This is a genomic window from Streptococcus hillyeri (genome assembly GCF_003686955.1).
In the GTDB taxonomy this organism is placed as follows: domain Bacteria; phylum Bacillota; class Bacilli; order Lactobacillales; family Streptococcaceae; genus Streptococcus; species Streptococcus hillyeri.
The window spans coordinates 40,025-63,847 of the sequence record NZ_RCVM01000004.1 but is presented as its reverse complement, the minus strand read 5'-3'; the positions used below and the strand labels follow the sequence as shown (position 1 = coordinate 63,847).

Genomic DNA, 23,823 nt, shown 5'->3' with positions numbered 1-23,823 from the left:
ACTGTTTTTTTATTTAGCAAGGAGACATGAAAACATGGCTAAGAAAAGCAAGATTAAAAAAACATTGGTTGACCAAATCTTGGACAAGGCAGGCATTGCTCACGATAGCCTTAGCTTCAATGGTCTAGAGGGGCAAACACCTGATGACATTGACCGTTCTACCATTTTCAAAACTCTGGCATTAATAGGTGATAAAACTGGTCCTCTCATTGGAATTTTACCAATCACAGAACACTTATCTGAGAAAAAATTGGCTAAGGTTTCTGGTAACAAGAAAGTCTCTATGATCCCTCAAAAGGACTTACAAAAGACCACTGGTTATGTTCACGGGGCAAATAATCCTGTCGGTATTCGCCAAAAGCACCAATTTCCTATCTATATTGACCAAATCGCTCTAGAGATGGGGCAAATGATTGTGTCTGCTGGTGAAATTGGGCGGTCTATTCGTATTGAAAGCCAAGTTCTAGCTGATTTTGTTAGTGCACAGTTTGATGATATTAAGGAGGACAGATGAGAACTCTAGGAAACGTCATTTGGTTCCTTGCTGCTGGACTTTGGTCTTGGATAGCCTGGACTGTCATTGGTTTGGTCCTATGCCTATCTGTCATAGGTATACCTTTTGGAATGCAATGTTTTAAAATTGCCCGTTTTGGACTTTTTCCATTTGGAAAAGAAGTTATTCCCTCAACTCGTACGACAAGTTTGCTTTTTAACTTAATTTGGATCATACTCTGTGGCTGGGAACTCTTTCTTCTTCATATTGGTACCGCTGTTTTCCTTTGTTGTACCATTATCGGTATCCCATTTGCCATTCAATCCCTTAAACTTGCCATGCTGGGGCTCTTTCCCTTTGGTATTAGTATTGAAAAACATTAGAATTGGAGCTAACTATTACAATGAAACTTTATTTTGTTCGTCATGGAAAAACAGAATGGAACTTGGAAGGACGTTTCCAAGGTGCAAACGCCGATTCTCCTCTCTTGCCTGAGGCTTTAGAGGACATTGCAGAGCTCGGTGAACATTTATCAGATATCAACTTTGATAAGGTTTTTTCAAGTGATCAAAAACGTGCTGTTGATACTGCACAGCTACTGATTGACAAACATGACAATAACGACCTCACTCTTGAGACAACTGAAAGCCTACGTGAGTGGAATTTAGGCATTCTCGAAAATAAAAAAATCAGCAACATGGAAGCCATCTATCCAAAACAAATGTATGCATTCCGCCACAATTTAGTGCAATTCAATGCTACACAATTTAGAGCTGAATCAGTCTTTCAAGTTACTCACCGCATCGCTGATTTTGTAAAAAGTTTACAAGATAGCAATGTTGAAAATGTTCTTATCATTGGACACGGTGCTAGTCTAACAGCTTCTATCCGCCATCTTCTCGGCTATCCATCCGCTCAACTTCGTCGTGCTGGTGGACTATCAAACGCTAGCCTAACCATTTTAGAAACCCAAGATTTCAAACAATTCGATCTTGTCACTTGGAACGATAAAGAATACCTAGAAAAGAAAAAAGCTATTTAAGCATAAAAATAATATATACCTCTCTATTTAAGGAAGTTGGGAAATGATCCCAGCTTCTTTTTTTATCTGATACCTGCTTTAAAGTTAGTAATTTTATACTTGTCAAAAATCAAAAATTACTTTTTTACTTCTTTCTTAAAAGGTGCGGACGCTCAAAAGGTTTGGGGAACAGGACAAACGCATGAAACAGTTATTTCCGAATTATAGTACAGTTTAAAGTAGATACTCTCAATACTTTTCCTATAGCAAAACAGCTCAATAATAAAACGTATTTTTGAAAAAGCCGAAAATTGAAATACAAAAAGCTTTGTTTTCTTGCTAAAAATCTTTCATTCGTTTGTCGTGGTTTGGGGAACCTTTTGAGGCGGAAAAGAGGTTGGGACATAAATATCTCAACCTTCTATTTTTAATGGTAATAACAGATTGACGCAGTGGTTGATTGGAGGTCTGCAACTGGACACTTCTTCATTTTCAAGTGTCCACCTAAAATAGTCCACTGGACTATTTTACTACCACGCAATCGTTAGCGGCCATCCTAATCAACTGTGCGGAGGTGGGACGACGAAGTCAATTTCTTCGAAATCATGACTTCTGTCCCACTCTCAAACCTCCTTTGGAGTTTCATTGCTACTTTTTGAGCCTAGGTCTCAAAAAGTCCGTTATAATCAAGAGTTTACTCTTGATTATAATACCACCATGGCGAAAGAAGCGCTTGGAAATTGATACCTTTATTGGTCCTTGAGTTTGCTCAATATGCTAATTTTGATTTTGGTTGAGTATTAGGATTTTTAGTAATCTCCAAAAACAATGGACATGGAAAAGATATACTACTTATTCCACCACAGTCACCTCCGTATCAGTGAGTCCTGAGTCTCTGAATCGTTTCAGCACTAGAAACTGTAGTAGAAGCTTGAATCTGCCTTCTAAATTAGCGGTTTCAAAAAAAATATTGACAAACTATTTTTTTAGAGATATAATTAACCAGTTGTTAACTGGTTAATTATATTGCAAAGGAGATTTTATGAAAAAATATTGTCACATTATTGCTTTACTACTATTACTTCCCACTCTCTACGCCTGCCATAATCATTCCAAAACAGCTAAACCAAAGGAAGGTCTGTCTATTGTGACAAGTTTTTACCCCATCTACGCCATTACTAAAGCTGTTTCAGGAGACCTTAACGATGTCAGAATGATTCAGTCTAGTGCCGGCATTCACTCTTTTGAACCATCTGTTAACGATGTAGCTGCTATATATGATGCTGATTTATTCATTTATCATTCACACACACTTGAATCTTGGGCAGGAGATTTAGACCCCAATTTACAAAACTCTGATGTTGCTGTTTTTGAAGCCTCACAAACTCTAACACTAGACAGAGTACAAGGTTTGGAAGATATTCCCGTCTCAGAAGGAATAGACCCTGCAACCTTATATGACCCTCATACTTGGACCGATCCTTATTTAGCTAGCGAAGAGGCGCTTATGATTGCCAAGGAACTTGGACGGATAGATCCTAAAAATGCTTCTTACTATACAAACAATGCTAAACATTTTCAAAAAGAAGCCGAGCAATTGGGAAATGAATATCAAGAAAAATTTAAGAAAGTTACTTCTAAGACCTTTGTTACACAACATACTGCTTTTCATTATTTAGCCAAACGTTTTGGCTTAAATCAACTTGGAATCTCAGGTATTTCTCCTGAACAAGAACCGTCTCCAAGACAGTTAACAGAAATTCAGGATTTCATTCAAACTTATGGTATTAAAACAATTTTCACCGAAGACAATGTTAATCCTAAAATCGCTCAAGTGATTGCTGACGCAACAAGAGCAAAGGTCAAAAAACTAAGTCCACTAGAATCTGTTCCCAATAACAATAAAACTTATTTAGAAAATCTTCGTCTTAACTTAGAAATTATTTACCAATATTTACAATAAGGAGAACTCTCATGAAAAAGAAAACCATTTATTTTAGCTCTGCTGCTGCCCTTTTACTGGCAAGTCATATCGCAATTTATTATGTTGGAACACATCAAGCTCAGCAAACAAACCGAGAGAATGAAGTAGCCTATATTGATCAACGGCAATCAACCTCACCCGTGTCAAAAAACAAAACCATGGAACAAATCAATGCTGAAGAAGGGATTTCAGCTGAACAAATTGTCATCAAAATCACTGACCAGGGCTATGTCACATCACATGGCGATCACTTCCACTTCTACAATGGAAAAGTCCCGTACGATGCGATTATCAGTGAAGAACTGCTAATGACCGACCCTAATTACCACTTTAATGAAGCAGATGTGGTCAACGAGATTCAAGATGGTTATATTATTAAAGTCAACGGAAATTATTACGTTTACTTAAAACCTAATAGCAAGAAAAAAAATATCCGAAGCAAAGAAGAGATTGCTGAACAAGTGGCTTGGGGCACAAAAGAGGCCAAAGAAAGAGGAAAATCTCATCATCTCACACAACCGGAAAAAATGGCTATCAGCAAAGCCAAACAAGAAGGGCGTTATACGACTGATGATGGTTACGTTTTTAACCCAACCGATATCATTGATGATTTCGGTGATGCCTATTTAGTACCTCATGGCAATCATTTCCACTATATTCCTAAAAAAGATTTATCTCCTCGTGAATTGGCAGAAGCACAGCAGTATTGGAACCAAAAGAATGGAAAAAGTAATGTTTCAAAAAATACTTCTGTACTGGCACCTAGCTACTATACGCCATCAGGTACAGGGCAAACAGGCCCTATACCACCATCTTCTATAATCAAACCGTTATTAAGCTACAATAAGGACTTTAACAATAAATCGTTTGATGAGCTTTTATCTCAATTACACCAGTTAGATAAAAAGTATCGTCATGTCGAGGAAGACGGCCTAATTTTTGAACCGACTCAAGTCACAGGTGTTAATCATTTTGGTTATATTATTCCACATGGCGATCATTTTCATATTATCCCACGAAACCAATTATCCGAACTTGAAGTTATTCTAGCAGATAGATTCTTATCTGGTCAACGCCAGGGTACAGCTCTTATTCCTGAAAAAATTATTCCTAATAAATCACCTTCAACTGATAAAAGTCATCAATTTCTTGGTCATACTATTGTTGCCTATGGAAAAGGCTTGGATGGCAAACCTTATGATACTAGCGATCATTATATTTTCAGTAAAGAATCCATTGTATCCGTTGATAAATCAGGTGTTACAGCCAAACACGAAGAGCATTACCACTACATTGGTTTTGGGGAATTGGAACAATCTGAACTTGACCAAGTGACTGAATGGCTTTCATCCCAAAACCAACTTAATCAGCTAAAAGCGATTTTTGATAATACTCAAGCTGGTGATACTCCAGTATTTGAGGCTAAAAAAGTTAGTAAGAAGCATATAAGCAATGGGAAAGTGGGCTATATCATCACTCGCGACGGTAAAGATTACTTCTACAGTCGCGATGAACTTGATCTTACACAAATTGCCTTTGCTGAACAAGAACTCATGTTACAAGATAGTAGCCATTATCAATATGACATCGCACAGTCAGATATTGCTCCTAAACTCGCTGTAGCCGTTTCTAGCCTCCCAATGCACGCTGGCAACGCAACTTATGACACTGGCAATTCCTTTGTCATCCCTCACATTGATCATATCCACGTTGTTCCCTATTCTTGGTTAACACCTGACCAAATCGCTACCATAAAATACGTCATGCTTCACCCTGAAGTTCGCCCAGATATATGGTCAAATCCTGGACATGAAGAGAGTCCAACAGTTATTGCCAATGTAACGCCTAAAGAGCAACGCGATAGCCTACAAAATTGGCAAATTACGTATTCAACAGAAGAACTGCAAGCTGCCAAACAAGCCGGTCGTTACACTGAACCGGATGGCTATATTTTCCACCCATCAGATATTTTAGCTAAAGGAACCTTTGTCTGGCGTAATAATTCATTTAGTATCCCAAGAGCTAACGGAAAATCCCTACGCACTATTCGTAAAGAAGATCTTTCTGATGCTGAATGGCAAGAGTCACAAGAACTTTTGAAGCAGAAACAAGAAAAATCAACTTCTCAAACCGAAAGTTCAACTAAGCCAAAAGAAACTACTACAGAAACTGTTTCTGCTCTTGTAGCTCCTAAAACAACTGAACCAGTTTCTTCAACCGAAGAAGCACCACAAGTGACTACACCCTCAGAAACCTCAGAGGAACCCACTCCAAGCGATCCTTTCTTCGAAGGGTTACCTGATTATGGTTTGGACCAAGAAACACTAGAAGAACATATTAATAAAATTGCTCAAATAGCTAATCGGGATCGAAAATTCCTTATTTTCCTTCCAGAAGGCGTTCAATTCTATGATGATAATGGGAAATTAGTCTTATATGATATCAAAACATTAGAAAAAATAAACTAAAATAAAAAACCTCCGCAAAAGTATTTTTTGAACTTTCGGAGGTTTTTTTACTACTATTTGGCTACTATTTACCTTTAACAGATTCAGTAGCTGTATCTTCACCAAACCATTTTTCTGAAATGTCTTGGTATTTTCCTTCTTTGTAGAGCTCTGTAAAGGCTACATTGATTTTTTCAACCAAAGTTTTATCTTCCTTGCGAGCACCTACACCAAAGTCACCGACTTCTAAGCCTGATGAGAAGACTTTATAGTTATCCAACTCATTAGCTTGTTTTAAATAATAGTTAGCATATACATTATCAACCAATAAGGCATCAATACGACCATTTTCTAAATCGAGAAAAGCTTGGGTAAAGGTGTCATAAAGCACGGCATCATTATCTTTAACGATATCCTGCAATACTTCTGGTTTATTAACAAATTCGTCATAACCAGATGATCCAGCCTGAACACCAAGAACTTTCTCCTTCATATCAGGTGTTTTTGTAATCCCAGAATCGTTTTTGGTTACTAAAACTTGCTCACTTAGCATGTAAGGATTTGTAAAGAGAACTTTCTTTGCACGCTCTTCAGACATCGTATATCCATTCCAAATGAGGTCAATATTGCCACTATTGAGTTCATTTTCCTTCATTTCCCAGCTGATTGGCTGCCAGTTAACTTTAATGTCGTATTTTTCAAAAACAGCATTGGCAAGATCAATGTCGAAACCTGTGTTTTCACCTTTATCATCTTCAAAGCCCATTGGCACAAAGGTATTGTCAAACCCAATGGTAATTGATTTATCAGCAACATAAGTGTCCCACTTGTCACCTTCAGAAGCTGTTTTTGTGCTATTTGAGCTACATGCAGCCAATAGCAAAGCTGCTGATGCTGCTGCTACAAAACTTGTCATTAGTTTATTCAATTTCATAATATGATACCCCAAAATCTAAGTTTCTATACAGAAGTCTTAAATCTTGTCCTTTCTAACTCTAGTATCTTCTAACATTCCTTGTAAAGCGACTATTATCGCACTACTTTGGATTAACTCTTAAAATGTGATCCGAAATCGTCTCTGCAAAAGCTAGGTCATGCGTCACAACAATTTGTGTCATACCAGCTTCACGATTTTGTAAGATTAATTTTTCCACTTCTTGTCGAAGCTCTGGGTCAAGAGCTGATGTCGGTTCATCATAGCCAATAATCTGCGGATCGATCATCATGGCACGAGCCAGCGCCACACGCTGTTTTTGACCACCAGATAAAGAATGTGGGTAGGCTTTGGCATGGTCTTTTAGCCCTAAGCGTCCCAATAAATCATAAGCTTTTTGCTCTGCTTTTTCCCTAGAAACACCCATTGTCTTAATAGGAGACAGCGTCAAATTTTCTAAAACACTAAGATGTGGGAAAAGCTGAAAATCTTGAAAGACAAAGCCCAATAAATTCAAGGTCTCAAGGTGATCAATAGCAACAGATTGCCCGTTGTAAATAATCTCTCCTGAATCAATGCTCTCAAGACCAGCTAGCATGCGAAGAAGCGTTGTTTTCCCACCGCCTGATGGACCCACGAGTGAGAGAACTTTACCATCTTCTATGGTAAGGTTAAACTGATAAAATATTTTTTTACTTCCAAAACTTTTTGAAATATTTTTTAGTTCAAGCATCATTAACCTCCTATTTGTAATAGCCAAAATATTTTTCAGCCTGTTTAGACAAGAGGGTCGCAAGCCCAACCATAATCAGGTAAATAGCCCCCGCGTAAAACATAGGCATGAGACTTGCTTCACGGTTAGTTGCTGTTTGACTGACACGAAAAAGCTCTGTAATGCCGACAACATGGACTAAAGAAGTATCCTTGACCAAGGTAATCACTTCATTGAAAACACTCGGTAAAACAATCTTAGTCACTTGAGGCAGTATGATATAACGAATGGTCTGGAAAGGTTTTAATTTCAAGACCTTAGCTGCCTCATACTGACCTTTTGGAATAGAAGCTATACCACCACGGAATATTTCCGCAAAATAGGCAGCATAGTTAACCGTAAACGCCAAAATTGCAGAAGGAATTCTATCTAGTTTAATCCCGATATTAGGAAGGACAAAAAAGAAGAAAATCAACTGTAACAAGAGCGGGGTTCCACGCATTATCCAGATGTATAGATGGAGGAACCACTCCAAAGGTTTAAACTTAACTTGCATTAAAAATGCGACAATGATTCCTAAAGGAATCGACAACACTAAGACGACAGCAAAAATTTGTAAGGTAACTTGTGCACCTTCCCAAAGTCTTGGTAAGAGCGTCAAAAAATCGGACATGGTTTCCTCCTTCTATGTATTATGATTTCCAATCTCAATAATCAAAGTCAAAATACCATCATACGTCCACCATTAACCTGTTAAACGCATTAAGGAACTTCTCCTATCAATTAAAAATGGACCAAGAAAATAAAAATCAGTAACATTTCCATATACTATTAATAAATATTAAAAAAATGTTGATTTACTGATCATTTGTAAAATGACTGTTTTATACTTTTATTTTAGTATAAATACAATGCTTTTATTCTATTTTCTTCACTATTTCTATTAACCACTCATAAAAATAGTATGTGTATGATTATAACAAATTTTATAAATTATTGAAACAAATTTAACAAAAAAACTTGGATTCCTCCAAGTTCTAATCTGATTAAAGTTTTTTAACAAATTCAGATTTTAATTTCATCGCACCGAAACCATCAATCTTACAATCAATATTGTGATCTCCCTCAACAAGTCGAATCCCTTTAACACGAGTACCTTGTTTGATATCTTTAGGAGCTCCTTTTACTTTTAGGTCTTTGATTACTGTTACAGTGTCACCATCAGCTAATCGTGTGCCATTGCTATCCAAGACAACCAAGCCATCTTCTTCGACTTCATTTGGATCCCACTCATAGGCACATTCTGGACATACTAGAAGTACTCCATCTTCATAGACATATTCAGAGTTACATTTTGGACAATTTGGTAAATTCATCATTATTCCCTTTCTTTTATAGCATTTTAATTTATGTTTAGTAACATCCCCACCTGATGTGGTTACACGTCACTACGTCATCGCTCATCATTTTGAAATAAACGCTTTAGCGATAATCCTTATAAACTAAAAGACAATTGCTATTTCATTGTACCTTAAAATAGCAAAGCTGACAAGTCAAGGAAAAAGCACATCACCATTTCTAGTCATGTGCTTTTAAAAAATCTAAGTTTTGAGGGAATGAAACTGTTTTTTAGTGAGCTACGATTTCTTGTGCCACATCGTGACCAGTCATACCTGCTGGATAGTATGTTGGCCAGTTTTCAAGCTCGTTCAACAAGTCTTCTTGACTGCTTCCACCAAAGTAAATATGGAAGTGGCCTGCTTCAGTTGGTGCAATACTATGGTCACTGAATTGAACATATTTGAAGTTTCCTGCATTGGCATCATCAGTTTCAAAGAGGAAGCGAACGCCTCGATTTCCTTTTTTGTAGTTCAACACTTTGTAACCAACGTATTTGTAAGTGAAAGTTTGGCTCTTGCCGTTTTGAGTGAACGTCATTGTCTTTTTATCACCGTCAATGGTAATCGCTTCAACATCTGTCTTATAACCGATTGTATAGTAATCCTTATACTCCTTAGCGCTCATTTGACCTTGAGATTTTTTAGCCTTATAATCCCAAATTTCATCAAAAGTACCATCAACTAAGTAAGGGTAAACAGATTGCCATTCACCTGACCAGTCTGTTAAGAGACGATCTTTGATAGCAGAATCTTCAAAATAACCTGCGTAAACTGTTTTTTCTGGCGCTACTTCTGGTTGGATGGTAGCTCCTTCTTTTTCTGTGGTCAATTGCAAAGCTTCTAAGTTAGCTTCCATAACTGAGAAGTAATCTTCACCAGCTTCCATTTGCTTCTTAGTTAAACTTTCCAATGGATTTAAAACAGCTGTTTTAACACCCGCTTCTTTTGCTAGTGTTTCAGAAACGACCGCAGACGCATTTTCTTCAAAGTAAATGTAATTAATACCTTGAGCTTTGACATAAGATGTTAATTCAGCCAATCGTTGCGCTGTTGGTTCACTTTCAGCAGAGACACCTGTAATCGAAATTTGATTCAATCCATAATCTAGAGCCAAGTAGTTGAAAGCTGCGTGTTGTGTTACAAATGATTTTTGTTTAGCTGTTGATAAAACATCACTATATTTAGCATCAAGTGCTTTTAATTTTTCAATATAAGCGTCAGCATTTTTTTCAAAAATCTTAGCTTTGTCAGGATAAGCTGCGCTCAACTCTTTGCTAATGTTTTCAACTAAACGAAGGGCACGGTAAGGAGACACCCAAACATGAGGGTCAAACGCATGGTGATGCCCTTCCTCGCCGTGACCATGGTCATGATCGTGGTCATCACTACCAGCTAGAAGAAGCATGTCTCCTGTCATTTTAATCACTTTTACCTTATCGGTATCAATAGCCTTAGCTAAATTTGGTGCCCAAGTCTCCATGTTGTCATCTGCGTAGACAAACACATCTGACTCTTGGATGGTTGTTAAATTTTTAGTTGACGGTTCAAAACCATGAACTTCTGTTCCTGCTTTGATGAGCAAGTCTACCTCTCCCTCATCACCTAAAACGGCTTTGGTGAACTCATAGACAGGATAGAAAGTCGCTACTGCCTGGATTTTATCTGAAGATTTTTCAGATTTATTTTGTAAGGTAAAAAAAGCTGTCGCAGCAACGATAAGCGCTACCAGACCAACTAAAAGTCCCATTTTTTTGGTATTCATGTTATCTCCTTTTCTTAACCAGTTTAATGTTTACTGGTTAAGTATATCAGAATATATTTTTTTTGCAAGAGTTTTAGCTTATTTTTTTATTTATTATTTCGAAAAGTAAAAAAGTAAAAAAGAGGTTAGATGACCTCTTTTCAGTTTGAAGAAAAAGTCTTTTTTGATACTTTCCTTTGTATCTTTTATCGCTTTCTAATTTCTAAGCTCAAACTTAAAACTGTCCACTGGACAGTTTTAAAGTCAATTAGTTTTTATTTAGTATTTTTGTTAGCACTTCTCCTAATGTGGTGTGGGGCGCTCAAAAGGCCTTTTGAGGTGGGGAATAAGGCGAACGAAGTTCGTCTCAATCGTTAAGGTCTGGGAGACCTTTTGAGGTGGGAAATGAAGCTGACGAAGTTAGTGTCAGAACCTCCCCTCCTACAGAGTTCCATTCCTTCTTGGCAAAGCTAGGTTTCCTTCGCTCCCAGGTTTCTAAGCTCAGGCTGAAACTGTCCACTGGACAATTTCACCCCTACGAGGCTGGGACATAAATATCTCAACCTTCTATTCTTAATGGTATTAACAGATTGACGCAGTGGTTGATTGGAAGTCCTAAACCCTTGCTACGCAATCGTTAGCGACCATCCTAATCAACTGTGCGGAGGTGGGACGACAAAATCGAAATCGTCATTTTTTGACGATTTAACGATTTTTGTCCCACTCTCTATCACCACTGCGGAAAGTGCTAGTTGTGGCGACTTCGTCGCTCGTAATGATTGCAGAAAATACCAACAATAAGATATTATTAAAAAACCATATGTTGACGGGGAATTCATTGTGACTGAGACAGTCTATCTTAAACGAATTTACTATTTTAAAGCTAAAACACGATAACAGACACAAACAGACTTCCTACGGGTATTTGACACAGGCTGTAGCCTGCTTTATTTCCAACCTCAAATAGTCCACTGGACTATTTGAGGTTGACTAATGTTTGAGCCTAATTCAAGATACAAAGCCGTTAAGCAATGCAAAGAATTTTAGGGAGCTTGACGACGATACGATAAGCATTTAGAAAAGTGAGTCTAAATTAATAGCATTGTAGGCGTGTTCAATTAGTCTCAAATATTCCGAGTGTCAGAAATATTGAATTTTATCCATTTCTGAAACTTTCATCACGGCGGAAGTATCTTTTATTTGCTCGCTATCGCTCGTAAAAATAGGAAGCTGATTTAAAATCCGCTAAACCTCTGCGCCTATTCATTATGGATAAATAGATTTACCTTCAATATGAAATCTATTTCTTAATAGTCTCTCTATCTCAGTTAGATTTCTTCTGCTATTTTGTTGATTTTTCTTAGGCGGTGGTTAACACCACTTTTTGTGAGTGGGGGCTCTAAGCTATCGGCTAATTGTTGGATAGTAAAATCGGGATTATTCACGCGGAGTGTTGCGATTTCCTGAAGTTCAACTGGTAAACTCTCTAGTCCTATCGTCCCCATAATTTTAACAATGTTATTGATGGTTTTGACACTGGCATTGACTGTTCTAGCAATATTGGCTGTTTCGGCGTTATTCGCACGATTGATGTCGTTACGTGCTTCTCGCATCACCTTGACTTCTTCAAAGACCTGCTTGGCTGTCATGGCACCGATGACTATCAAGAAATCCATAATGTCCTCTGCCTTTTGCAAATAGGTCACTGCACCGCTTTTCCGCTCAATCACCTTGGCATCTAGCATGAATTTTTGCATGAGAGCGGCTAAATCCTCTGCGTGATCAAGGTAAACAGAGGCGATTTCTAATTGGTATTTTCCTGATTCGGGATTTCGGATGGAACCTGTCGCTAAAAAAGCTCCTCGCAAATAGCTGCGCCCCGCTTCATCATCTTCCAAAACAGAACTTTCAATCCCAGTTTCAAAACCAAAAACAGAATCGGCTAGTTGTAAATCAGAGAGCATGTCATTGACATTTTCTGTAACCACAACGGTGTAAACACGATTTTTACGCAAATTAGCTTTTTGATGATGTCGAATCTCTGGCGTAACAGAATAAAGATTTTCCAAAAGGTTGTAAATATGTCGCGCCATTTTGGCATTTTCTGTGATAATTGAGAGCGTTAAGCCTTGACCTGTTAATCCCAAACTCCCAGACATTTTAATGAGGGCAGATAGTTCATTTTTGTCTAGAAGGGCTTGGCTAAGCAGCTCTTCTTTTGTTTTTGTGGTAAAACTCATTCTTTCACCCCTCTTAATAAGGTAAGGAGTTCCTCAACCACTAAGTCGCCATCGTGGAAAGCTCCGCCATTTTCCAAACGTAAAAAGTTTGAAGAAATCACGCGTTTCGAGAGTTCTGAAAGTCCTTTAAAATCGTGCTCAACCTGAACCAAATACTCGTCAAAATGGTTGCGATTCATGTAACTTTGGGGGACAGGCTCAATATTGACGAGAACCGTATCAATAACATCTGTCCCTAGGTGACGATTTAGTACTGCCACATGATCCGCATCCGTAAAATGCTCTGTTTCACCGTACTGGGTCATGATGTTGCAGACATAGACCACCTGAGCCTTGGTCGCAAGAAGTGCTTCACGAATTTCTGGAATCACCAAATTTGGCAAAATAGAGGTAAAGAGCGACCCTGGTCCAAGGACAATCATATTGCTCTCCATAATCGTCTCAACCACCTTGCGGCTAGCTGTCGGCTCCTCATCGTTATAGGTATTGGTGACAAAAACATGGTCAATCATGCCTTGATAATCTGCTATATGGCTTTCACCAACAACTTCGTGACCATCTTGAAAAACAGCGTGGAGAGTCAAAGCTTGCTCGCTAGAGGGGTAAATTTTCCCTGTGGTATGGAAAAATTTGGTTAAAATCTGCATGGCATTGTAGGTAGAACCTTGCATTTCTGAAATACCAGCGATGATTAGATTTCCCAACGGGTGCCCTGATAAGGGACCATCAGAGTCTTTAAATCGATATTGGAAAATCTGCTCATAGAACTTTGGCATATCAGACATAGCAACCAAAACATTTCTCAAATCACCTGGAGGAGTCAACTGCATGGCTGTGCGCAACTCTCCTGAAGAACCACCATCATCTGCAACCGTCACAATCGCTCTCAGATCCACCTCTTCACGGCGGAGACTATTTAAGATAACAGGAATTCCTGTCCCACCGCCAATAACAGTTATAATGGGTTTTCTCATGAGCGGTTCACCGTTTCCTTACGGCGGTCTTTGTCACGGTGACTTTCATTGACAACCCAATCTTTCTGTAAGTCTTGCGCTAGACGGTGGGCAAAAGCAGTGCTTCTATGCTGACCACCTGTACAGCCTACTGCAATCGTGAGAACTGATTTTCCTTCTTTTTGATAGCCTGGCAAAATAGAAGTCATCAAATGAAGCCATTTCTCGTAGAAGCCATTACTCTCATCAAAGCTCATCACGTAGTCATAAACTGCTTTGTCTAGCCCAGTCTTTTCACGAAGTTCTGGAACATAGTGAGGGTTTGGTAAAAAACGCACATCAAAAACCAAGTCTGCATCCAGTGGCAATCCGTATTTAAATCCAAAAGAGACGACTTCAATACGAAAACCAACTTGACTGTCCTGCGAAGAGAACTGTTCTGATATAGTTTGACGCAGTTGACGAGGCGTTAATTCACTGGTATCAACCACATTTTGACTCATGCTCTTAAGAGGAGACAAGAGTTCACGTTCTAACTTGATACCGTCCAACACGCGCCCATCTGCTGCTAAAGGATGGCTACGGCGTGTTTCCTTGTAGCGTGACACCAGCTCACCATCAGTGGCATCCAAAAATAAAATCTTGAAGTCAAGATCTTCCGCATTTTCCAAATTATCCAAAATACCACTGATTTCTAAAAAGAAGGAACGGCTACGCATATCAATCACTAGCGCAACCTTATCATTATCCTCAGTGTGCATGACTAATTCCAAAAATTTTGGAAGAAGTGCCGGTGGCATATTATCAATGGTAAAATATCCTAAATCTTCAAAAGACTGGATAGCGACTGTTTTTCCTGCACCGCTCATACCAGTCACAATTACAAGGTTAATTTTTTTTGTCATTCTAAATTCTCCTAAGCGTTAACGTCACAAGAAATGTATCGCATCATTCTCATACCCAACGCTCTTCACTTTCTATTTTGATAATGACTAAACACTCTATTCTTCCTAGAGCCACGAAATGCTTATCTGATAAGTCGCTAAAGCATCTTCAGATTCCGCATGTGGTAACAACTCATAAGACAAGGTTAACACATCCTGACTTAATTCAAAGTGATGGGTCTTTGTCACCATTTTTTGCGTTCCCATTGGAGTTGGAATGGAACAAAGAGCTAGCTCATTTGCCACAAAACGCATCAACGACTGCGGTTTTGAAAAACGTGTCATCAAGAGTTCATCCAATTTAAACTTCAGAACAACCTTTTCAGCTTCTTCATTCTGATAAACCAAGTAATGGTAATCCCCTTTTATGGTTAATTCACCCTGATGCTCTTCATGAATTAGTTCTGTCTCACTTCCCATTTGAATCTTATTTTTTATCGTAATTTTCATATACCTCTTCACAAACGGTCATAAGAGTGTTCTTATGCCTGTTTATGGCTTTAACATCCCTTCTTTCGATTACTATAGCCATTTTACCAATTTCTGACAAAATGCACAATTTTTGCTACAATAAATTTGTATCAACTCAAGGGAGCACGGTCATGGACAAGATTTTTAGAGACCCCGTTCATAATGACATTCACATTAATCATCACATCATCTATGATTTAACCAATACTGCTGAATTTCAGCGCTTGCGTCGCATCAAACAGGTACCTACTACCAGTTTTACCTTTCATGGTGCTGAGCACAATCGTTTTTCACACTGCCTCGGTGTTTACGATATTGCAAGACGTATCACTGAGCATTTTGAAACCCATTATTCAAACCTTTGGAATTCAGAAGAATCCCTCTTGACAATGGCTGCTGCGCTGTTGCATGATATTGGTCACGGGGCTTATTCCCATACCTTCGAACTTCTTTTCGAGACGGACCATGAAGCCATGGGACAGGAGATTATCACCAGTCCACAAACGGAAATCAATGCCGTATTACGTCGCGTGTCTCCTGACTTTCCAGACAAGGTCGCTAGTGTCATCAATCATACTTATCCTAATAAACAAGTCGTGCAGCTCATTTCCAGCCAAATTGACTGTGACCGCATGGACTATTTGCTTAGAGATTCTTATTATACAGGAACTAATTATGGGCAATTTGATTTAACGAGAATTTTAACCAGCATGCGACCTAACCCAGATGGTATTGTATTTGATATCACGGGTATGCACGCCGTTGAAGACTATCTTGTCAGTCGTTATCAAATGTATATGCAAGTTTATTTCCATCCTGCCAGCCGTGCCATTGAAGTCCTTTTACAAAATCTTCTCAAGAGAGCTCGCCGTCTCTATACTCAGGAGCCTAGTTTCTTCGCAAAAACATCGCCACTACTTTTACCTTTTTTTGAAGAAACAGCAACACTCTCAGACTACTTGCTTCTTGATGACGGTGTTCTTAACACCTATTTTCAGGCATGGATGACCAGTGAAGATAAGATTTTAGCAGATCTTGCCAGCCGATTTATTAGACGTCAATTATTTGCTTCAGTTACTTTTGACAAAGCTAGCGCAGAGCAGCTTGATTTATTGAGGGAGTTAGTAACAGCTGTTGGTTTTGATTCAGACTACTACACAGCAGAGCACCACAATTTTGACCTTCCTTACGACATTTATCGACCAGAAAGTAAAAAACCTCGAACACAAATTGAAATTCTCCAAAAAAATGGGAAACTTGCCGAACTCTCTAGCCTATCACCACTTGTTTCTGCACTTTCTGGGTCAACATTTGGCGACCAACGTTTCTATTTCCCAAAAGATATGATGATAAAAGACGACCTTTTTATTGCTGACAAAGAAGTTTTTCTCTCCTGTATTTCAGACGGACATTTTTCAAGTTTAAAAATTTCAGATTAAATATCTTTCAGTTAAATCTTAATCGGCTATAAAAACTCCTAAAACCATTCTTTCATTGATATGGTTTTAGGAGTTTTCTATTTATTATCACTGGCGATTCGGCAACATTATTCAATGACAAATATTCTCATTTTTAGTAAAATAGTAAGTTGAAAATATGCTATGTTTATAAGAAGAGGAAATATTATGACAATTCAATTGGTCGCTGTCGACATTGACGGAACATTAATTACTGATGACCGTAAAATCACTCCAGAAGTTTTTGAAGCTGTGCAAGAAGCTAAAAAACAAGGCGTAAAAGTCGTTATCACAACGGGACGCCCAATTGCCGGTGTTCAAGACTTGCTAACCGAACTCAATCTCAAAGATGAGGGAGACTATGTCATTACTTTTAACGGTGCCCTCGTTCAAGATACAGCAACAGGACAAGACATCGTGAAAGATGCTCTGATTTATGAGGACTATTTAGAAATTGAATACCTCAGTCGTCAACTAGGGGTCCACATGCACGCCATTACTAAGGAAGGTATTTACACAGCTAACCGAAATATTGGTAAATACACCATTCATGAAGCGACACTTGTTGGAATGCCAGTCTTTTACCGCACGCCTGAGGAGATGACTGATAAAGAGATTGTCAAAATCATGATGATTGACGAACCTGAAATTCTAGATGCTGCTATTGCTAAAATCCCTCAAACCTTTTACGACAAATACACCATTGTCAAATCTAAACCGTTTTATCTTGAAATTATCAATAAAACTGCCAGCAAGGGCTCTGCTATTATTCACCTCGCTGAAAAATTGGGCATTTCAATGGAAGAAACAATGGCCATCGGCGACGAAGAAAACGATCGTGCCATGCTTGAAGTTGTTGGCATACCTGTTGTCATGGAAAATGGAGTTGACAGTGTAAAAGCTCTCGCTAAACACATCACCAAATCAAATAATGAAAGTGGAGTAGCCTACGCTATTCGTGAGTGGGTGTTGAAATCATGTTAACCTATAAAATTGGCATTTCTGCCCAAGAACATGACGATTTTGTCAAATCAAGTCATCAAGCGAATTTATTGCAGAGTTCAAACTGGGCAAAAATAAAAGATAACTGGGATAACGAGCGTATTGGTTTTTATCGAAATGGAGAATTGGTTGCGTCAGCCAGTATCCTCATCAAGCCACTTCCACTAGGCTTTACCATGCTTTATATTCCTCGTGGTCCTGTTATGGATTACTCAGACAAAGAACTCGTTAGCTTTGTTATGTCATCTCTAAAGGCATTTGGTAAGAAAAAGCGTGCGCTCTTTATCAAGTTTGACCCTAACATCCATCTTCAAGCCTTTCAAGATGACAATAGCCGCCATGACAATATTGACAGTTTAGCCATTGTACAACTTCTGCAAAACCTTGGTGCTGATTGGGGTGGCAGAACTCAAGATATTGCTGAGAATATCCAGCCACGCTTTCAGGCTAATGTTTACGCTAAAAACTTCTCTCTAGATAGTCTTCCTAAACGAACTAAGCAAGAAATTAGAACTGCACGAAATAAGGGACTAGAAGTCATATTTGGTGGTGCTGAATTGCTCCCTACATTTGCAGAACTAATGAAAAAAACAGAGAGCCGTAAGCAGATTAATTTACGTAATCTTACTTATTATGAGAAATTGATTGATACCTATCCAGAAGATTCATTTATTACCCTAGTACAAATTGATGTTTCTAAAAAAATAGAACTTCTTCACACTCAGCTCACTAAAGCTCAAGTAGATTTTTCTAGATTTAGCGAAAAAACATCCCCAGGAAAACTAAAGGAAAATCAAGAGAACCAAAAACGTCTCGAAAAGGAACTTGATTTCTTCCAAAGCTTCTATGAAAAGGGACAAACAACTCTTCCATTAGCAGCAACCCTTTCACTCAATTTCGGGAGCACATCTGAAAATTTATACGCTGGTATGGACGACACCTTTAAACAATTCAACGCTCCTGTTCTCACTTGGTATGAAACCATGAACCATGCCTTTGAATTGGGAATATCTAGCCAAAATATGGGGGGAATTGAAAACCAACTTGAAGGTGGTCTCTATCACTTTAAATCAAAATTCAATCCTACTATTGAGGAATTTATCGGAGAGTTCAACCTTCCTGTTAACACTCTCTTATATCACCTCTCAAATCTTGCCTACAAACTACGTAAGCAATTACGTCGCGGAGGTTAAAAAAGAACCCAAATGCACCAAAATAGGCCTTCACTTATGCTTAGTGAGGGCTTATTTTGCTATATCATATAAAGTCAGTTCTAGCTAGTCTACGACACGTTAGATAAAACTACGGTCACATATCAGTTTTGGGGCACTAAAAAGAAGAGCCTGACCGTTTGGTCAAGCGATTCTTTTTTACTCAAGCTTCCTTTTCTGAGAACTGACTCATATAAAGGTCATGGTAGAAACCTTTATCAGCAAGCAAGCTGTCATGGTTTCCTTGCTCAATAATTTGTCCATCTTTAAGGACCAGAATTTTATCTGCCTCTTGAATGGTAGATAAGCGGTGGGCAATGACAAAGCTGGTGCGACCTTGCATCAAGCGTTTCATGGCTTTTTGAATCAATAATTCCAAGCGTGTGTCTACTGATGATGTGGCTTCATCCAAAATCAAAATTTTCGGATCAGCTAAAAGCGCACGCGCAATGGTCAAGAGTTGTTTTTGTCCAAGTGAAATATTTGATGACTCTTGGTTCATTTCCATATTGTAACCGCCTGGTAGGGTACGGATGAAATGATCCACGTTAGCTGCTTTGGCTGCTTCAATGATTTCCTCGTCAGTTGCTTCAAGATTACCAAAGCGAAGGTTTTCTTTGATACTTCCTTCATAAAGCCAAGCGTCTTGAAGAACCATCCCAAATTGCTGGCGATATTCTTGTCGTGACAGGTTACGAATATCATGTCCATCAACGGTAATCGCACCATCTGTCACATCATAGAAACGCATGAGAAGATTGATCAAAGTAGTCTTACCTGCTCCAGTAGGTCCGACAATAGCGACCATTTCACCAGGCTTAACTTCTAGGTTAAAGTCACGGATGAGAGGTTTGTTTTCAACATATTGGAAGTTAACGTTTTTAAAGCTCACTTGACCTGTCAAGTCCTTAGTCAAGTGCTCGGAAACGGTACTTGCTTCATCAGCTTCATCCAAGACTTCAAAAATACGTTCTAAAGAAGATTTGGCTGATTGGAGAATACCTGCTAGCTGGGTTAAGGTTTGAATCGGTTGTCCGAGTTGGAAGGTATATTGAACAAAGGCTTGAATATTACCAATTGCCATTTTACCAGCCATTACCTGAAGCCCACCAAGGACTGCTACAATCAGATATGCCATATCTGAGATAGCATGAAGGACAGGCATCATGATTCCAGACATGAAACTAGCTTTGAAGCCAACATCCTGTAATTCATCGGTGATTCTTGCAAATTCTGCTGCAGATGCTTCTTCACGCCCGTAAAGTTTTAAGACATTAAAACCTGTCAAATTTTCCTGAACAAATCCGTTCATATCCCCCAAAACCTTGGCCTGTCGCTTGAAATAAGGCTGAGATTTTTTGAGAATGGCTTGCGCAGTCACATAAGTCAAAGGAATGCTAAGGATAACCACAATCGCTAATTGAGCATTGAGGTAAAGCACCATCGCCACAACAAGTGTGATGGAAATCATCGCATTGACAATCTGTAAGAAAGATTGTTGCAAGGCATTTGACACTGTCTCAACATCTGATGTAAAGCGTCCTAGCATGTCTCCAAATTGGTGCTTGTCAAAATAAGAAACAGGAATACGATTGATTTTTTCACTCAAATCATTGCGAAGATCTTTGATACTATTTTGTACCGTTCGAGTGATGTAATAGTTAGAACCGTAGGCACCAATCTCATAGAAAAAGGCACGAATAGCATAGATAACCAGAACCCAGAAAATGTAGGTCGTGTTAATAGCTGCCCCTTCCACACCAGCACTCATATCTAAAAGATTTTGTGTTAATTCTGTAATAACCAGTCCCAATACAAAAGGTTCCAAAACATTCATCACCGCAGCCATGATTTTAAGGAAGACAGCTAGGAAGAGTGAGGTTTTATAAACCTTTAAGTAGCTCCACAAACGTAAAAATACGGATTGATTTTTAGGTGTTTTCATCTTATCCCTCCTCCGTCAATGATTGATTATTCAGCTGTGAATTGGCAATTTCACGGTAGATGTCATTGGTCTGCATGAGCTCATCATGGGTACCACGTCCCACAATCTCACCTTTATCAAGGACAATAATTTGATCGGCATCCATAATGGTTCCGACACGCTGTGCCACGATAAGCACTGTCGCATCTTCGGTCACCTCTTTGAGGCGGCGACGAAGTTCGGCATCCGTCTTATAGTCAAGGGCTGAGAAGGAGTCATCAAAGATATAGATATCTGGCTTTTTAACCACGGCACGTGCGATTGATAAGCGCTGCTTTTGCCCTCCAGATAAGTTACTTCCCCCCTCTGCAAGATGGGTTTCGTAACCTTCTTCACGACTCTCAATAAATTCCTTTGCCTGAGAGACGCTGGTCGCTTCATCAAGTTCAGAAACCGTGGCATCTTGCTTACCGTATTTTAAGTTTTCTTCGATGGTTCCGGTAAATAGCAGAGCTTTTTGAGGGATAAAACCTACTTTCTGACGAAGAGCCTTTAGATTGTAATCCTTAACATTCACTCCATCTACTAAAATTTTCCCTAGTGTTACATCATAAAAACGTGGAATGAGGTTCACCAAACTTGATTTTCCAGAACCCGTTGACCCGATAAAGGCAATGGTTTCACCTGGTTTTGTCTTGAAGGAGATATTGTGTAGCACAGGACTTTCAGTTTCACCTGGATAGGCAAAGGTCACATTATCAAATTCCAAATAACCTTTGGTCTCAGTCTGAGTAACCCCATTAGGATTTTCTGAGATTGAGATTGGCATGTCCATCACTTCTTGAATACGACTCGCTGACACCGCCATACGAGGGTACATGGTAAAGAGGTTAGCAAACATCAAGAATGAAAAGAGGGCATGGAAGGCGTACTCGATAAAGGCAACTAAATCTCCAATTTGTAGCTCTGCCTTTGCCAAAGGAGCCAAAGCAAACCAAACAATCGCTACAATCATGGCAATAATAATCTGCACAAAGAGAGGCTCTGTCAAACCAGTCAGGGTGAATAGCTTTTTAGAAATGGTCGCATATTCGTCATTTTGACCAGCAAAACGCTCCTCTTGAAATTCCTCACGTGAGAAGGCACGAATCACGCGCAAACCCATTAAATTTTCACGAACATACTGATTGATTTTATCTAGTGTCTGTTGCTGCTGTTTAGAAAGCGGGCGAGTTTTAACAGCCACATAAGTCACAACTGCGACTAAAAATGGCAGAAAGACCGCTACCGTCCAAGCCAGACTAGGACTTGTCATCAAAATCATGACAACCGAGAAAATCATCATCATAGGTGTCACGACACCCATTCGCAAGGACATCTCTGCAAACTGCATCAAAACATAAGCATCACTGGTCATACGCGTCACAAGTGATGACACCCCAATCCTTTCATATTCATTGTGGGAATAGCTCTGCAATTTTGCATACATGTCTGTACGCAATTCTTTAATCATCGTCGTGGTGAGTTTTCCAGCCGCATAGGCAAGAATCACACGACCAATAATCCCAAGAACAATAATCACAAACATGACAATCGCCCAGTAGGTGAGCTGATCAGGATTGTTTTTCGTAATCCCATCATCAATCATGCGAGCGAGAATAGTTGGCATTCCCAAGTTAACAACAACAAAAAGGAAGCCTCCTAGCAAATCCAGAGCCAACCACTTGTATTTTGATTTGAGATAAGACCAAATTAACTGCATTCTTATATTACCTATCAAACTTGAACCGATAAGTGCAATATCACAAACTGATTTAAACCATTAGATAGCCCATCACAGTTAGTCACTGGCACTTCCAAAGTTCGTGTTTTTTCCTTTCCTTAAATTATAGTTGTTTAAATATAACTTTTTGTTAGCACTTATCCTAATGTGGTGGGGGCGCTTCAAAGGTCTGGGAGACCTTTGAAGGTGGGAAATGAAGCTGGCCAAGTCAGCATCAAAACCTCCTCCGGAGTTCCATTCCTTTTGGGCAAGTCTAGGTCTCCTTCGCTTCCTAATTTCTAAGCTTAGGCTGAAATTGTCCACTGGACATTTTCACCCCCTTCACACCAACACTTAAAAGTTTTTGTGTTTTCACCACTGCGGAAAGTACTAGATGGGCGACTTCGTCGTCCTACTAATTATTATTTCATATAGCTATACTGTTCAAGAGACACTTATATGATAAACCTAAATAGCTCAGATATTACTAACATGTTATCTTCAAATAATTCTATTATTTGTAAAGTAAATCTATTGAAATAAATTTAACTAGCACAACAGATAAATAACTATAATCTCCTAAATCGTAGACAAGAAAAAGCACAGATTGTGCTTTAATGCTCATTATTATACCAGAAAATTGGGGCTATTTCTAGCTTAAAACATGCCAGTTTGGGTAATGACTAGCCTCAAGATCCGGAGCGAGAATCTTGAGTATCAAAGGCGAAGCATTACTCTCTGTCAGTTCTGAAAGCTTTACCCAAACAATCCCTGCGGAGTCATTTTTATCTCCATCATCAATGGTTTCAGCAATAGTAATAGCAGAGCTGTCATCAAGTTCAACATCATAAACCGCAAAAATATGGTGGGTCACATTTTCTTCTCCCTCAGGCTGTACAAAGGTATCAAAGATACGGTTATTAACAGCAGATAACACCTGAAAACCAGTCTCTTCTAGCATCTCACGTTTTAGAGTATCAAGTAAACTTTCTCCACTATCTTGGCTTCCTCCTGGCAAGTCATATCGCCCCGTATAGGGACCTCGATTTTTACGCACACAGAGTAACTTTCCCTCACGAATACAAATGCCATAAACACCAAAATGTTTTAAATGTACCATTTCTTCT

Annotated in this window: 20 protein-coding genes; 8 read left to right on the top strand and 12 right to left on the bottom strand. The window is 38.9% G+C overall.

Annotated elements, in window-relative coordinates:
* Positions 1-34: 34 nt before the first annotated feature.
* The 5 genes from EAF07_RS03610 to EAF07_RS03590 all read left to right on the top strand — a co-directional run bounded on the left by EAF07_RS03610 (position 35) and on the right by EAF07_RS03590 (position 5,966).
* Complete coding sequence (locus EAF07_RS03610) at positions 35-514, top strand: aminoacyl-tRNA deacylase (RefSeq protein ID WP_121834927.1); 480 nt, start codon at positions 35-37, stop codon at positions 512-514.
* Positions 511-876, top strand: coding sequence for a YccF domain-containing protein (locus EAF07_RS03605; protein ID WP_121834926.1), 366 nt, complete (start codon positions 511-513; stop codon positions 874-876). Before EAF07_RS03610 ends, EAF07_RS03605 begins: the two co-directional genes overlap by 4 nt.
* A gap of 20 nt (positions 877-896) precedes the next feature.
* Positions 897-1,535 (top strand): histidine phosphatase family protein, encoded by a 639-nt coding sequence (locus EAF07_RS03600; protein WP_121834925.1) that lies wholly within the window; start codon positions 897-899, stop codon positions 1,533-1,535.
* A gap of 1,021 nt (positions 1,536-2,556) precedes the next feature.
* Positions 2,557-3,477 carry a metal ABC transporter solute-binding protein, Zn/Mn family gene (locus EAF07_RS03595; protein ID WP_121834924.1) on the top strand — a complete coding sequence of 307 codons (921 nt, stop codon included), beginning with the start codon at positions 2,557-2,559 and terminating at the stop codon, positions 3,475-3,477.
* Positions 3,478-3,488: 11 nt separating this feature from the next.
* Positions 3,489-5,966, top strand: a complete 2,478-nt coding sequence (locus EAF07_RS03590; protein ID WP_121834923.1) for a pneumococcal-type histidine triad protein — start codon at positions 3,489-3,491, stop codon at positions 5,964-5,966.
* A gap of 64 nt (positions 5,967-6,030) precedes the next feature.
* Here the strand turns inward: EAF07_RS03590 and EAF07_RS03585 are convergent, their stop codons facing one another.
* From EAF07_RS03585 to EAF07_RS03535, 9 genes are all read right to left on the bottom strand, one after another.
* The gene (locus EAF07_RS03585) at positions 6,031-6,879 is read right to left on the bottom strand and encodes an amino acid ABC transporter substrate-binding protein (RefSeq protein WP_121834922.1); all 849 of its coding nucleotides are present in this window, start codon (positions 6,877-6,879) and stop codon (positions 6,031-6,033) included.
* Positions 6,880-6,982: 103 nt separating this feature from the next.
* A complete protein-coding gene (locus tag EAF07_RS03580; RefSeq protein ID WP_121834921.1) occupies positions 6,983-7,612 on the bottom strand; it encodes an amino acid ABC transporter ATP-binding protein in 630 nt (209 codons plus the stop codon).
* A 10-nt stretch (positions 7,613-7,622) separates the two neighbouring features.
* Positions 7,623-8,264 (bottom strand): amino acid ABC transporter permease, encoded by a 642-nt coding sequence (locus EAF07_RS03575; protein ID WP_121834920.1) that lies wholly within the window; start codon positions 8,262-8,264, stop codon positions 7,623-7,625.
* A gap of 373 nt (positions 8,265-8,637) precedes the next feature.
* A complete protein-coding gene (locus EAF07_RS03570) occupies positions 8,638-8,967 on the bottom strand; it encodes a zinc ribbon domain-containing protein YjdM (protein WP_121834919.1) in 330 nt (109 codons plus the stop codon).
* A 253-nt stretch (positions 8,968-9,220) separates the two neighbouring features.
* Positions 9,221-10,753, bottom strand: a complete 1,533-nt coding sequence (locus EAF07_RS03565; RefSeq protein WP_245962691.1) for a metal ABC transporter solute-binding protein, Zn/Mn family — start codon at positions 10,751-10,753, stop codon at positions 9,221-9,223.
* Positions 10,754-12,060: 1,307 nt separating this feature from the next.
* Positions 12,061-12,972 carry a DNA-binding protein WhiA gene (gene whiA / locus EAF07_RS03550; RefSeq protein ID WP_121834916.1) on the bottom strand — a complete coding sequence of 304 codons (912 nt, stop codon included), beginning with the start codon at positions 12,970-12,972 and terminating at the stop codon, positions 12,061-12,063.
* Positions 12,969-13,946 (bottom strand): YvcK family protein, encoded by a 978-nt coding sequence (locus EAF07_RS03545; RefSeq protein WP_121834915.1) that lies wholly within the window; start codon positions 13,944-13,946, stop codon positions 12,969-12,971. The genes whiA and EAF07_RS03545 overlap by 4 nt, the downstream gene beginning before the upstream one ends.
* Positions 13,943-14,830 carry an RNase adapter RapZ gene (gene rapZ / locus EAF07_RS03540; protein ID WP_121834914.1) on the bottom strand — a complete coding sequence of 296 codons (888 nt, stop codon included), beginning with the start codon at positions 14,828-14,830 and terminating at the stop codon, positions 13,943-13,945. The genes EAF07_RS03545 and rapZ overlap by 4 nt, the downstream gene beginning before the upstream one ends.
* A gap of 105 nt (positions 14,831-14,935) precedes the next feature.
* Positions 14,936-15,319, bottom strand: a complete 384-nt coding sequence (locus tag EAF07_RS03535; RefSeq protein WP_121834913.1) for a YwiB family protein — start codon at positions 15,317-15,319, stop codon at positions 14,936-14,938.
* A gap of 152 nt (positions 15,320-15,471) precedes the next feature.
* Between EAF07_RS03535 and EAF07_RS03530 the strand changes: the two genes are divergently transcribed.
* From EAF07_RS03530 to EAF07_RS03520, 3 genes are all read left to right on the top strand, one after another.
* A complete protein-coding gene (locus EAF07_RS03530; RefSeq protein WP_245962690.1) occupies positions 15,472-16,779 on the top strand; it encodes an HD domain-containing protein in 1,308 nt (435 codons plus the stop codon).
* Between the two features lie 186 nt (positions 16,780-16,965).
* Positions 16,966-17,781, top strand: coding sequence for a sugar-phosphatase (gene yidA / locus EAF07_RS03525; RefSeq protein WP_121834912.1), 816 nt, complete (start codon positions 16,966-16,968; stop codon positions 17,779-17,781).
* Positions 17,775-18,992, top strand: coding sequence for an aminoacyltransferase (locus tag EAF07_RS03520; RefSeq protein ID WP_121834911.1), 1,218 nt, complete (start codon positions 17,775-17,777; stop codon positions 18,990-18,992). Before yidA ends, EAF07_RS03520 begins: the two co-directional genes overlap by 7 nt.
* 181 nt (positions 18,993-19,173) lie before the next feature.
* Here EAF07_RS03520 and EAF07_RS03515 read toward each other — a convergent pair whose 3' ends face one another.
* The 3 genes from EAF07_RS03515 to EAF07_RS03505 form a co-directional block, all read right to left on the bottom strand.
* Positions 19,174-20,955 carry an ABC transporter ATP-binding protein gene (locus EAF07_RS03515; RefSeq protein ID WP_121834910.1) on the bottom strand — a complete coding sequence of 594 codons (1,782 nt, stop codon included), beginning with the start codon at positions 20,953-20,955 and terminating at the stop codon, positions 19,174-19,176.
* A 1-nt stretch (position 20,956) separates the two neighbouring features.
* The gene (locus EAF07_RS03510) at positions 20,957-22,696 is read right to left on the bottom strand and encodes an ABC transporter ATP-binding protein (RefSeq protein WP_121834909.1); all 1,740 of its coding nucleotides are present in this window, start codon (positions 22,694-22,696) and stop codon (positions 20,957-20,959) included.
* A 652-nt stretch (positions 22,697-23,348) separates the two neighbouring features.
* On the bottom strand, positions 23,349-23,816 hold the full coding sequence (locus EAF07_RS03505) for an NUDIX hydrolase (protein WP_121834908.1): 468 nt from the start codon (positions 23,814-23,816) through the stop codon (positions 23,349-23,351).
* Between the last annotated feature and the right edge of the window lie 7 nt (positions 23,817-23,823).